Origin of the sequence: Kribbella yunnanensis, assembly GCF_039529655.1 — a bacterium.
GTDB lineage: Bacteria > Actinomycetota > Actinomycetes > Propionibacteriales > Kribbellaceae > Kribbella > Kribbella yunnanensis.
Map to the genome: position 1 here is coordinate 244175 of NZ_BAAANF010000013.1, position 14708 is coordinate 258882.

Sequence of the window (14708 nt, forward strand, 5' to 3'; positions counted from 1 at the left end):
TCCTGGGCCGCGGGGGTGCACACATCATGGGGATTCGTCGTGCTCGCATGCTCGTCCACTCGCGGTTGACGGCGATCGTTGCCGCCCTCAGCCTGCTGGTCGGGATGATCGTCTACACGCCGCAACAGGCGCGCGCGGCCGAGGCGGGTGTGGATGATCTGCTGGCCATGCTCGGTGCGGGTGGTGAGGCGGACAGCCTGGCCGCGTGGACCTCCGGCCTGGCCGCGGTCGACAAGCTCAAGGATCAGCTCCCCTTGATCGGGGCAAGTCCCGGCGGACTGCTCGGGCTGAACGACTTCGTTGCCAAGGGCATCGCGGACGAACTGAAGACCGCGACCGACTTCGGCGATCTCGAGGTCGACAAGGCGATCACCATCGACGGTGATCGCACCGGCCATCTGAAGACCTCGGTCAGCGACCTCGGTGACGGCAAGAAGCTCGACATCGTCGCGACGCTGGCTCGCAGCGTGACCAAGCAGGACCTTCGAGTCAGCAGCGCCTCGCCGAAGGTCGAGTTGGCGGTGTCGGACGGCGTCTCGGTCAGCCTGAAGTCCCGCTTCGCGCTCAGCGTGGTCTGGACCGGCATCGCCGACGACAAGGTCTACCTGGTCCGCTCGAGCACCACCCCCCGACTCGACGTGGACGCCCACGCGAGCATCGACAACGCCACCGCCCAAGCCGCGATCGGCATCCTCGGCGTCTCGCTCACCGGCTCGTCACTCGACGTCGACGCGCACTTCGCCGGAACGCTCAACGACCCGGACAACGACGGCAAACTCTTCTTCGGCGCCACCGGCGAACTCGGTCAGCAGGGCTCGCTCGAGGGTCTGTTCAACGTCGGCCTGGACACGCTCGGTTCGCAGCCGATCGACGACTCCGACGCGAACTCCCGCGGCTCGGTGCACGCAACCTTCCAGCTCGGCGCCGCCGCAGCCGGCATCCCGGCCACGCTGCCCACCAACATCAGTACGACAGTCAAGGTCGACTGGGACGACATCGGAACCGGTGCCCCGGTCGTCAGCGCACCGGATCTCGCCAGCACGGTCGGCCGCTTCCAGAACATGAGCCTGCAGGACCTGGCCGAGGGACTCGCTCAGCTGGTCGCGACGCTGACCGCTGTCCAGAAGGCGAAGTTCGACCCGGACAAGGAAGGCGCGCTGCCGACCGTCGGCGACCTGGACCTGCCGTTCATGAAGGGCACGCTGTCCGACGCGATCCAGGCCAACAAGGTGCTCAAGGACTTCCTGGCCGCGAACACCGAGCCGGCCCCCGGTCAGCCGGGCTTCGTCCAAGGCGTCAGTGACCCGACGCAGGCCGGCAAGCCCAAGTTCACCTCGCTGCAGGATCTCCTGAAGCGACTCGACACCGCGACTGGTATCGACCTGAGCAACCTGGACTGGGACGCCACGGCGAGCAAACTCGCCTGGACGCTGAAGATGTCGAAGTCCAGTCCGCAGACCGACCTCGACCCGATCAGCATCGAGGCCTCCGGCAACAAAGCGACGTACGGCGCCAAGACGCTGACCGTGGCCGGCGCCGGCTGGTCCACCGACCAGTGGGTGGGCCGCCGAGTGGTGGCCGGTACGTCGGCCGGTGAGGTGGTCGGCAACGACCCGAGCACGATCACGCTGAAGCAGGACTGGATCGGCGGTGCGCCGGCCAAGGACACGCCGTACGTGATCGCGGGCTCCGAGCCGCATGTCGGCGCGGTCAGCTTCGCGAACAAGGTCGACGAGGGCGGTCACGGGATCGTCAACGCCAACGCGGACCAGACGTTCGCGAAGGTCACCCCGTCGTTCGAGGCGAACCTGACCGTCGTTCTCGATCTGCAGGACCCGAAGACGGGTCAGGCCTGTGTCGGCTTCCTCGGCAACAACGAACCGTGCCCGTTCACCCAGCACAACGGTCCGCTGGACACCGTCGTACCGGCGTTGCCGCTGAACACCGACCGGGTGCTGATCCGGACCGGTTCGGAGTTGCTGTCGGCCGACTTCCCGATCGACACCGGCGTCGACCTGACCGCGAACGCGGGCTTCTTCAAGGTGCTGCTCAAGGGGCAGCTGAAGGTCTGCAACTCGTCGCTCCCGGCAACGTGTTCCGGCGGTACGGCGACCGGTCACATGCTCACGCTCGGTCTCAAGAACCAAGGTGATCTGCGGATCTCGGAGTTGTTCAAGCAGCTCGTCAACTCGCCGGCCGCGCTGCTGGACGTCGATGTGAACGTGCGCGCGTACGGCGATGTCGCGGTCACCGTGCCCGGCGCCGAACAGTTCCTGCCCGCCGGTGCGTCGACCACGTTCAAGGCCAGCTGGGATGATCTGACCAAGGCTGACGGCGGGAAGATCGACACCAGCGACCTCGGTGAACTCTTCAAGCTGGACTTCGACAAGGACGATCCGAAGGCGCTGTTCACCGCGCTGATCAAGACGTTGCAGACGCTCTCGCAGCAGCTCGCCGAGGCGAACACGAGCGCCGGCTCGGGCGTTTACGACAAGGAGATTCCCGGTCTCGGCAAGTCGTTGCGCGACCTACTGGTGAGCGACGAATCGAACGCCGGTCCCGGTGTCACGTACGGCGAGAACACCCTGACCGATGCGACCCGCAAGGACGCCGAGCTGTTCTCGCAGTCACTGGTCGGCCGGTCCATCGTGGTCGGTTCCCAGGTGGCGATCGTGCAGGCGGTCTCCGGTGACGGCAAGACGCTGACGATGACGAAGCCCTGGGCACCCGCGCCCGCGGCCGGTACGGCGTACATGATGCGCTCGGCGTTGGACGACGTCACGGACCAGTTGCTGGCGAACACCCCGGACAGCCTGCAGGACGCGGTTGACCTGCTGAACAAGGCGCTGGGCATGGACAGCGTGAAGTTCCGCTACCTGGAGAAGAACAACGAACCGAACCTGGTCCTCGACGTGGACTGGAAGCGGAAGTACCGCGCGGGCTCGCCGATCAAGTTGTCGCTGGGCTCGCTGAACGGCTCCGACCAGACCTTCGCCGGTGCGCAGGCCAGCGGCCTCGCCCAGGTAGAGGTCGACGGCCGGGTCAAGGTCGGCCTGGTCGTACCGCTGAAGGCTGGTGAAGGCCCGGCTGACGCGGCCTCGCTGAAGGTCCTCGAGGACTCGAGTATCAGCCTTGGTGCCAAGGCGAAACTGGAGAACGGCGTCATCCAAGGTGTCATCGGCCCGCTGTCGATTGCCCTCGGCAACCCGACCGCTGATGCGCCGGCCGATCAGAAGGCGCAGGCCAAGGCCGACCTGAGCATCGCGCTCGCGAAGACTGGTGCGACCGCGGATACTCCGGTCTCGTTCAGCGACTTCATGACTGCGGTCGGCGTGAACTTCAACGCCACCAACGGAACAGTGAACTGCGGTGAGACGATCGCGACCCCGCAGATGGTTTGCGGCAACCTGCCGATCTACCTGAACAACACCGGTACGCCGACCGGGTGGACCGCGATCGGTAAGATCGCTCTGCGTGTGCCCGACTCGACGAACCCGGCCGACCTGGTCGACCTCGACGACTCGTTGCCCGCACCCGATGATGCGCTGAAGGAGCTGGAGCTCCCGGCCGATCTAGGCAGCCGGATCGGCGCGGCATTGCTGGACTTCAAGAACTTCGGCGACGGTATCGAGAGCTACCTGGCCGCAGTCGAGCAGGCCTTCCGGACCGCGAGTCTGCAGGGCAAACTCCCGCTGGTCGGCGACGACCTCCAGCAGGGTGCGAACTTCATCGGCGACCTGCGGGCGAAGCTGCGCGCCTCGATCTGGAACGAGCTCCCCGGTGGCGGCCGCCCGGCCAACTCCAAGGAGTTCGCGGACTTCATCAACAACAACCTGGCGTCGGCGCTGGGCGACGTGAACATCGCGGCCGCCGACATCAAGGTGACCTTCGACTGCGCCGAGGCGCTCGAGGTCTGTCCGTTGGACAAGATCAAGGGTGCCTTCCTCGAGTTCACCGCACAACGCGGAAAGGTCACGCAGGCCCAGGGGTGTGTGGACGAGGGCGCGCCCAAGCCCTGCTTCAAGAAGGACATCCCACTCGACATCGGGATCCCGGGCCTGGCGCTGCGGCAAGGCCAGGAAGGCACCAAGGGCATCAAGGTGGCGGCCGGGTTCGCCCTGCACTTCCGGATGGGCCTGACCAAGCAGGACGGCTTCTTCATCAATACGCACGACGGCTGGGGACCGGACACCAAGGCACTGCCCGAGCTGCAGGTCGGCCTGGCCTTCGACCTCCCGAGCACCATGGTCGCCGAGCTCGCCTTCATCAAGATCAACGTGGCCAAGGCCGAAGGTGAGGGGCACAATCCGGCCGCGCCACTGTTCGCCGGCTCCTTCCAGATCGACCTGAAGTCCCCGGGCGAAGGCAGCTGCTTCAAGGGTGACGAAGCCGCCTGTACGCCGACGGACGCGAGACTGAAGTTCGCCGACCTCGGCAAGACCGAGGGGCTGTTCGGGGTCGCGATCAAGGGCGACTTCCTGATCGACTGGATCGTCGAGGCCAACGTCGACTCGGCGTTCCCAGGAGTCCGGGCGAACTTCCAGCTCAAGTGGGGCTTCGACAACCAGGCTCCGGATGCGGCAGCAGCGCCGTACATCGCGTTCAAGGACGTGGGGATCAGCGCGGGCAAGTTCTTCGAAGGCCTGCTCGGTGACGTGGTCAAGGAGATGAAGCGGGTCACCGGACCGCTGCAGCCGGTCATGGACACGCTGTACGCGCCGATCCCGGTGCTGTCCGACCTGAGCCGGATGGCCGGTGGGGACGACGTCACGCTGATGACCTTGGCGAAGGCGTTCAGCACGCTGGCCGGCGGTCCGAAGCTGGACTTCGTCGACACGATCAAGGCCGTGATCGAGTTCATCAACCGCTTGCCCAAGTGCGAGCCGAACGTGCAGAACGACTGCTACGTGCCACTCGGTGATTTCGAGATCGCCGGGGACAAGGCACTCAGTACGAGTAACTCGCCGACCACCGCGGACAAGATGTACGCGAAGGTGACCGAGAAGACGCCGACCGAGATCAAGTCGGCGCTGAACGACAAGAACCAGAACGAGCAGGCCGCCGGTCACAAGATCTTCGGCGGTGCCGGTCTGGCGCCGGACGAGGGTGACGCGGAGAAGTCCGGGCTCACCTTCCCGATCCTCGAGAAGCCGCAGAACGCGTTCAACCTGCTGATGGGTGGCGACGTCTCACTGGTCGAATTCGACTCCGGACCGCTCACGCTCGGCTTCAGTTGGCGACAGGCGTTCGGCCCGGTCTACGCGCCGCCGCCGGTGTTCGTGACGCTGGCCGGATCTGCGTCGGTGAGCCTGCGCATCGTCGCGGGTCTGGACACCTATGGGATCCGCAAGGCGGTCGAGGCTCAGCAGAACGGCGCTCCGATCGAAGCTGTCGACGTACTGGATGGCTTGTTCTTCAAGACGGTCGACGACTCCGGTGCGCCGCTGCCGGTGGTTCAGCTGACCGGTGAGATCGCGGCCGGTGCCGCGGTCAGCGCGGTGATCATCACGGTCGGGATCGAAGGCGGTCTGCGCCTGACCATCGGCTTCTCCTGGAACGACCCGAACAAGGACGGCAAGTTCCGGGTCAGCGAGTTCCTGCACGCGGCACTGAACAACCCGCTGTGTCTGTTCACGGTCAGCGGCCGGCTGTCGTTGTTCTTGCGGGTCTACATCACCATCGGCGTGAGCATCTTCTCGGTCACGTTCAGCTTCACACTGGCCGATGTGACGTTGCTCGACTTCTCGGTGGCACCGGACTGTGAACCACCACCACCGAAACTCGGCGGCACGGTCGACGACACCCTCGTGGTCTTCGCCGGCCGGTGGGGCAAGGACGCCCAGCGCGGCGCGCCCTGGACGAACGACAAGAAGGAAGTTGAGAAGGACACCGTCAAGGTCATCTCGCTGCACTACGCGCAGACCAAGGCCGACCCGACCGGTGTGGACGGCGGCTTCGACGGGTTCGCCGTACAGATGCTCGGTGAGCAGCGCGAGTACCTGAATCCGAACCTGAAACGGGTCGTGGTCGACGGCGAGGGCTACACCAAGCCGATGGCGGTCACGTTCATCGGAGACGGCAAGAAGACCACCGACGACAACGCCGGCAAGACACCGGCGGTGTTCGACAAGGACGCGGTCGTGATCGGCGGCCAGGCGGCCGACGTGATCACCACCGGACGCGGCCTCTCGTACGTCGACGGTCGCGGCGGCGACGACATCATCGTCACCGGGGACACCGGCGGCGCGGCGTCGAAGGCCGTGGTCGCGGGCGGTTCCGGCAAGGACACCATCACGGTCGGCAACGGTGACAACAAGGTCGCCGGTGACGCCTCGCTCGGCTCGGCGCGGTTCGAGAAGGACGTCCAGCACAACGAGCAGGACGGCAACGGGAAGAGCAAGTTGCCGGACGTCATCAACTGGACCACGCTCGCGACAGTCGACCCAACAGCACAGCCTGAGGGGACATTGCCGGGTGACGACCAGATCGGCCTCGGTCTGGGAACCAACCGGGCTCGCGGAAACGCGGGTGCAGACAAGGTCGCGGTCGCGGCCGACGCACCGGACGGCTCACTCAAGGCCGGGATCAACACGCTGATCGGTGACGGTGGCAGTGACCTGCTCACCGGCGGTTCGAACGCGGACCGGATCTTCACCGCGGCCGAAGGCGAGTTCGACAAGGACGCCGCCGGGCCGCCTGACCTTGGTGCGGTCAACACCGTTGACACCGGCACTGGCAACGACCAGGTCTGGGGCAGTGACGCGATCGAGACCGTGACCAGTCACTCGCTCGGCAACCAGGGCGCGACGATCCGCGGTGGCGGGAAGAACGACGTACTGACTGGTGGCTATGGCACCGACACCGTGTACGGCGGTCCTGGCGACGACTACGTGATCGCGGAGCCGGCGGCTGTCGGTCCGGTGGCCGGCGACGACAAGGTCAACGGCGTCAACTTCGGCCCGTTCCGCAAGGTCGACAAGCAGCCGTTCCCGCCCGGCGTCGAGTCCAACAGCAAGACGCTTGTCGGCGGTCTGGGCAACGACCACATCGTCGGCGGCGATGGACCGGCAACGGTCTTCGGTGACAAGCATCTCGTCGACGAGAAGTGCGTCGCCGGTACGCCGGTCAATTCCGATCCGGTGGGCGAGTCGACCAGCTCCGGGACCGGTGACGGCAACGACCGGATCCTCGGTGGTGCTGCGATCGACACCGTGTCGGCCGGTGGCGCCGACGACCTGGCAGAACTTGCTGGAGGCAACGACCTGGTCTGCGGCCAGGAAGGCAAGGACACCTTGCGTGGCGGCGGCGACGCCGACCAGCTGTGGGGTGGCTCAGCCGCAGACATCCTGTACGGCGACGCCGGGGCCGACCAGGTCTTCGGCAACACCGGAGACGACACCGAGTACGGCGGTCTCGACGCCGATGTCGTGGAAGGCAACAACGGCAAGGACTGGATCACCGGCGGCAACGGCGACGACGTGCTGTACGGCGGAACCCGGGCAGCCGGCCGGACCGACACCGGTGACGACGACCTGTACGGCGACCTCGGCGACGACCGGCTCATCGGCGACAACGGCACGGTGGGTGCGCTCGCCGTACCGCTGGACCTCGATGGCGGAACACCGGCCGCGGGGACGGGGGACCGGATCCACGGTGGTGACGGGGACGACACGGCGTACGGCGGTCTCGGTAGCGACATCGTGAACGGGAACGGCGACAACGACCATCTGGAAGGCAACAACGCTTCCGACGTGGTGCACGGCAATGCGGGTGAGGACGCGATCGCGGGTGGCTCGTTCGAGCAGGCCTCGGCCGGTGTCGGACGGCCTGACGAGGGTGACCTGTTGTTCGGTGACGAGGCACCTGACCTGCTGACCGGTGACAACGCGGTACTCGCGCTGACCACCGACCCGGCGACGACGACTCCGGTGACCAGGCAGCGTGGGTTCGCACTCGGCCACGTGGTGACCCTGCTCGACCTAGGACTGACTCCGGCGGCCAACACCTCCGGAAACGACCAGATGTCGGGTGGCGGCGGCCAGGACGTGCTCTACGGCCAGGGCGGTACCGACCGGGCCAAGGGTGACGGCGAGGACGACTACGTCGAAGGCGGTCAGGCGAGCGACTGGATCGAGGGTGACCTGGCTGACGACGACCTGGTCGGCGGCAGCTCGACACCGCTGGCCGGTGTGACCGGTCAGCAGGACACGGCCGATGCCATCTTCGGCGGTCCGGGCGACGACGTGGTCACCGGTGACAACGCCGCCGTACTGCGGCCCGCTGTCGGTCAGACGCCGACTCGGGTCACCGTCCGGCTCGGTTCCACACCCGGTACGCCGATGGCCAAGCGGATCGTGAACCGGCTCGACCTGGCAGCGCTCCCGCCGGCAGACCGGTTCGGAGCGGACCGCCTCTCCGGTGGAGACGGTGTGGACGTGGTGTACGGCCAGGACGGTGGTGACTTCGTCTCTGGCGGCGCACGGGCCGACTACGTCGAGGGCAACGGCGGTGCGGACGTTCTGCGGGGCGACCTGTCGCTAGCCGGGGACTCGCCGTTCACTACCGTCCAGCCGCTCGCTGACCCAGGCTGGCCGGGTACGGCGAGTGCTGCGGCTCTCCTGGAGGGCGCGCTGGCACCTGATGGTCAGGACGACCTCATCGGTGGTAGCTCGGCCAAGGGCTTCCGGGACACCGGGGACACGATCGAGGCCGACGGCGCGGACGACGTCGTACTGGGTGACAACGGTTCGTTGATCCGCACTGTCACCGGCGCAACCGAGCGTGTCTACGCGGACCGGTACCCGAACGGGACTCCGCCCGCAGACGCGACGGTGGCCCGGATACACGATCCGGACCTGAGTGAACCGAGCACGCGGTTCTGTACCGAGGCGCAGGCGACCTGTGAGGTCGCAGGGGCCTTCGGAAACGACACCCTGTACGGCGAGGCCGGTGACGACGGTGTCTGGGGCCAGGACGGCAACGACACCATCTTCGGCGGCGCGGACGACGACGACCTGTACGGCGAACTGGGCGACGACACCGTGTCCGGTGAGGCCGGCGAGGACGCGATCCTCGGCGACCGGGGTGGCGTGGTGAACCAGTACCTCGACACCGGCGACAGCCCGGCGCAGTTCAGCTTCACGCTGACCTCGCCGCCTGCCGAGACCTACGTCGGCTTCCGGCGTGCGTCGTACGACCGCAGGGTCGACCTCGAGCACGACGTCGACGGTGACCAGTGGATCGGCGCCTCGACCGCCGTGGAGATGCCGCACGACGGCATCACCGTCGGTGGCCGGGACCGGCTCCGCGGTGGCTCCGGTGCGGACAACATTCACGCCGGGTACGGCGACGACCTCGCCAACGGCGATGCCGGCGGCGACCAGGTGTTCGGTGCCGACGGTGAGGACGTGCTGTGGGGCGGTAAGGGCTGTGACCCGGTCCTCGACGCGGCCACACCGGACTGCCAGAAGAACGGTGCGTTCGATCCGGACGCCCGCGGGACCAACGACCGTTTCATCGACCACATCTTCGGTGGGGTCGGAGAGTCGGATGCGGCGAAGCGGGACGTGCTCGGGTCGGACCTGCTCGACTTCAACCCGCGTGGTGCGTTCCCGGGCAACTGTGCACCGGGCGACTGGCCGGTCACGACCAACAACGTCACGGTCGACCCGTGCCTGTGGTTCCAGCTGACCGGCAAGGACGACGACACCGCCGACCCGGCCAGCCTGGCGAACAACAGCCACCACCAGGGCACGGACTGGATCTACGGTGGCTGGGATCGCGACGTACTGCAGGCTGACGTGGCAGAGAACGGACCGAACCCGGGTGACCGCCTGATCGACTGGAACGGCGCCTACAACCTGTTCACGCACTGCAACGCGGCCTACGGCGGATTCAACGACGTACGGCAGCACTCCCCAGCCATGAACGACTACCTGACCCTGCTCGCCTGGGGCTCCGGGGCCGGTCGCAGCGCCACGGACGTCACCACGGCCGGCACTTCGGCGTACCGAGAGCTGGCCTTCGCCTACAACCCCGACTACAACGGGCACGCGGTCGGACCGGCGTACCCGACCACTCCGGGTCACTTCGACGACCCGGTGGCCTGTGCGGATTGAGTGAACTCTCAGCGGGAAACCACCCCGGCATGCATGGATCCGGTGCCGGGGTGGCTACTGTCTTCTGGTGCAGAAATGGCCAGGTCGTCCTTATCCCCTCGGAGCCACGTACGACGGTTCCGGGACCAACTTCGCGGTGTTCTCGGAGGTGGCTGAGCGAGTTGACCTGGCCCTCATCGGTGACGACGGGACCGAGCAGCTGGTGCAGCTGACCGAGGTGGACGGGTTCGTGCACCACGCCTACCTGCCGTCGGTGCAGCCGGGCCAGCGGTACGGGTTCCGGGTGCACGGGCCGTTCAACCCGGCCGAGGGGCACCGGTGCAACGCGTCCAAGCTGCTGCTGGACCCGTACGCGAAGGCGATCGACGGACAAGTCGACGGGGACGAGTCGCTGTTCAGCTACCGGTTCGGCAACCCCGGTGAGCTGAACACGATGGACAACCGCGAGCACACGATGCTCTCGGTCGTCACCAACCCGTTCTTCGACTGGGGCAACGACCGGCCGCCGGGGCACGCGTACCACGAGACGGTGATCTACGAGGCGCACGTCAAGGGCCTGACCAAGACGCACCCGGGGCTGCCGGAGGAGATCCGCGGCACGTACGCCGGGATCGGGCACCCCGCGATCATCGAGCACCTGAAGGAGCTCGGGGTGACCGCGATCGAGCTGATGCCGGTGCACCAGTTCGCTCAGGACGGTCACCTGCAGGAGCTGAACCTCACGAACTACTGGGGTTACAACACGATCGGCTTCTTCGCGCCGCACAACGCCTACTCGTCGCTGGGTAGCCGCGGTCAGCAGGTGACCGAGTTCAAGACCATGGTGCAGGCGCTGCACGAGGCGGATATCGAGGTCATCCTCGACGTCGTCTACAACCACACTGCCGAGGGGAACGAGTTCGGTCCGACGCTGTCGTTCAAGGGCATCGACAACGCGGCGTACTACCGGCTGGTGGACTCGGACAAGTCGCACTACTACGACACGACCGGTACCGGGAACAGCCTGCTGATGCGGCACCCGCACGTGCTGCAGCTGATCATGGACTCGCTGCGCTACTGGGTCACCGAGATGCGGGTGGACGGGTTCCGGTTCGATCTGGCCTCGACGCTGGCCCGCCAGTTCCATGAAGTGGACCGGCTGTCGGCCTTCTTCGACCTGGTCCAGCAGGACCCGGTGGTCAGCCAGGTGAAGCTGATCGCCGAGCCGTGGGACGTCGGTGACGGCGGCTACCAGGTGGGCAACTTCCCGCCGCTGTGGACCGAGTGGAACGGTAAGTACCGCGACACGGTCAGGGACTTCTGGCGCGGCGAGAAGTACACGCTGGCCGAGTTCGGCTCTCGGCTGACTGGGTCCTCGGACCTGTACCGCGACGACAGCCGGCGGCCGCTGGCGAGTATCAATTTCGTCACCGCGCACGACGGGTTCACCCTGCGGGATCTCGTGTCCTACAACGAGAAACACAACGAGGCGAACGGCGAGGGCGGCAAGGACGGCGAAGGTCACAACCGCTCCTGGAACTGCGGTGTCGAGGGTCCGACCGACGATGCCGCAGTGCTGAAGCTGCGGTCCAAGCAGCAGCGCAACTTCCTTGCCACGTTGCTGATCTCGCAGGGCGTGCCGATGCTCGCGCACGGCGACGAGCTCGGCCGGTCGCAGTCGGGGAACAACAACGTCTACTGCCAGGACAACGAACTCGCCTGGGTGAACTGGGACCTCGACGAGGAGCAGAAGGACCTGCTGGAGTTCACCGGTGAGCTGGTCCGGCTGCGCAACGAGCACCCGGTCTTCCGGCGCCGCCGGTTCTTTCACGGCGACCAGGGGGTCGACGGGCTGGGCGACCTGGTCTGGTTCACCCCGGACGGCAAGGAGATGCAGGACGGCGACTGGAGCCGCGACGACGCCCGTGCGGTGGCCGTCTTCCTCAACGGGGACGCCATCTCCGAGCCGGATCCGCGCGGTGAGCCGGTGATCGACGACTCGTTCCTGATCCTGCTGAACAGCAACTACGAGCCCGAGGACTTCCTGCTCCCGGGTGCCGAGTTCGGCGAGTCCTGGTCGGTGGTGGTGGACACTGTCCGACCGACAGGCCGGTCCGAGGACGGCGAGCACGCGGCCGGCAGCACGATCCGGATCGAGGACCACGGCATGCTGGTGTTGACCCGGCCCCGGCGGACTGCCGGATGAGTCAGATCCCGCAGGCGACGTACCGGCTGCAGTTGCGCGCCGAGTTCGGATTCGAGGACGCGGCCGCGATGGTCCCGTACCTGAGTAGCCTCGGGATCTCTCACGCTTACCTGTCTCCGATTCTGCAGGCTGCGCCTGGATCCACCCATGGGTACGACGTGGTGGACCACAGCCGGTTGTCGGAGCCGATGGGTGGCCGGCCGGCGTTCGAACGGCTGTCGGCTCGCCTGGCGGAGCACCGGATGGGGGCGATCGCGGATGTGGTGCCGAACCATGTCGCCGTACCGACACCGGCGCGGCTCAACAAGGCGCTGTGGTCGGTGCTGCGGGACGGGCCGGGATCGCCGTACGCCGAGTGGTTCGACGTCGACTGGGGTTCGGGGAACCAGCCGCTGCTGATGGCGGTTCTGGGGCACCGGCTCGGCCAGGTGCTCGCAGAGGGCGAGCTGTCGGTGGACGGCGACGTACTGCGGTACTACGACCACGAGTACCCGCTGCGGCCTGGTACGGAGGGTCTGCCGATCGCGGAGCTGGTGACCGAGCAGTGGTACCGGCTGGCGCACTGGCGGGTCGCTGACGAGGAGCTGAACTACCGGCGCTTCTTCGACGTGGACACGCTCGCTGCGGTTCGCGTGGAGACGCAGGAGGTCTTCGAAGCCACACATGCCTTGCTGTTCGAGCTTTTGCACGCAGGGAAGTTGAACGGCTTCCGCATCGACCACCCGGACGGTCTGGCCGATCCACGCGGCTATCTGCGTCGGCTGGCCGAGCGGACCGGCGGTGCGTGGGTTGTGGTGGAGAAGATCCTCGAAGGCGACGAAGAGCTGCCGCACGACTGGCCCTGCGCCGGTACGACGGGCTATGACGCCCTCCTGCGGGTTGGCGGTCTCTTTGTCGACCCTGCCGGTGCAGCGCCCCTTGCTGCGCTGCACTCTGAGCTGACTGGCCAGCCGGCCGACTTCAGCCCGATGGTGGTGGAGGCGAAGCGGGAGATCGTCAAACACGGCCAGTACGCCGAGGTGCACCGGCTGGTCGAGTTGCTGGCTCGCATCTGTCAGGACGACGTTCGACTGCGTGATCACACCAGGCGGGCGTTCCACGAGGTCGTGGCCGAGCTACTCGTCCACTTCGACATCTACCGCGCGTACGTCGTACCGGGGGAGCAGCCGGCGCCGACAGCGGTGCGGGCGTTGGAACGCGCTGCAGCCAAGGCACGTGAGCACCTGGACGAGGACCGGCAGGAGACGCTGGACGTCGTACTGCATCTGCTGCTGGGCCGGGAGACGGGTACTGCGAGCCGGATCGACGAGCACGCGCGGCATGAGCTGATCGTGCGTTTCCAGCAGACCTGTGGGCCGGTGATGGCCAAGGGCGTTGAGGACACCGCGTTCTACCGGTGGTTCAGGCTGTCCTCGCTCAACGAGGTCGGTGGCGATCCGGAGCACTTCGGAGTGACACCGGAGGAGTTCCACGCGTTCTCTGCGCAGCTGAACCGGCGCTGGCCGCGGACGATGACCACGCTGTCGACTCACGACACCAAGCGTTCTGAAGACGTGCGGGCGCGGCTTGGTGTGCTGTCCGAGCAGCCGGCCGCGTGGGCCGAGGCCGTGCGTGAGTGGCGGCGGCTGTCGGAGGACCACCGTAGTCCGCTGCTGGACGGAAGCACGGAGTACCTGTTCTGGCAGACCCTGTTCGGGACCTGGGGTGACGGGCCGATCGCTGAGGACCGCCTGCAGGCCTACCTGCTGAAGGCGATCCGGGAAGCCAAACGGCACACCACCTGGACCGAGACCGACGAAGAGTACGAGCAGGCCGTCGCTGGCTTCGTGACCGCAGTCCTGGGCGACTCTGCAGTGCTCGAGGCGGTACGGCGCTTTGTCGCGAAGCAGACCGAGTTCGTCCGGGCGGCGACGCTCGGCCAGAAGCTGGTGCAGTTGACGATGCCCGGCGTACCGGACGTGTACCAGGGGACCGAGCTGGTCGACCTGTCGCTGGTCGACCCGGACAACCGGCGTTCGGTCGACTACTCGGACCGGGTGGAACGGCTGCGTCGGTTGGATGAGGGCGCGCGGCCGGATGACCTGTCCGACGAGAAGCTGCTGGTGACCGCAAGGGCATTGCGGCTGCGGCGGCAGTACCCGGAGGCGTTTGCCGGTGGTTACACCCCGCTGCCTACGTCTAACGGTCATGCAGTCGCGTTTGCGCGTGGTGATGCGGTCATCACGATCGCTACTCGACTCCCGGCCGCCCTGCATCGACTGGGCGGTTGGGGCGACAGCACCGTCGTACTGCCGAGTGGTGAGTGGAAGAACGTGTTGACCGGCCGGGTCGTGGGTAGTGGAGCTGCTCGGATCCAGGAGCTGCTGGAGGATCTCCCAGTGGCGCTGCTCGTGAGGAGCTGAGCA

Annotated in this window: 3 protein-coding genes; all 3 read left to right on the forward strand. The window is 66.8% G+C overall.

Annotated features, from left to right (window positions below):
- The first annotated feature begins 26 nt into the window (after positions 1-26).
- Positions 27-10118, forward strand: coding sequence for a calcium-binding protein (locus tag ABD231_RS19065; protein WP_344153325.1), 10092 nt, complete (start codon positions 27-29; stop codon positions 10116-10118).
- A gap of 67 nt (positions 10119-10185) precedes the next feature.
- On the forward strand, positions 10186-12303 hold the full coding sequence (gene glgX, locus ABD231_RS19070; RefSeq protein WP_344153328.1) for a glycogen debranching protein GlgX: 2118 nt from the start codon (positions 10186-10188) through the stop codon (positions 12301-12303).
- Positions 12300-14705, forward strand: coding sequence for a malto-oligosyltrehalose synthase (gene treY, locus ABD231_RS19075; protein WP_344153331.1), 2406 nt, complete (start codon positions 12300-12302; stop codon positions 14703-14705). Before glgX ends, treY begins: the two co-directional genes overlap by 4 nt.
- The last annotated feature ends 3 nt before the right edge of the window (positions 14706-14708 follow it).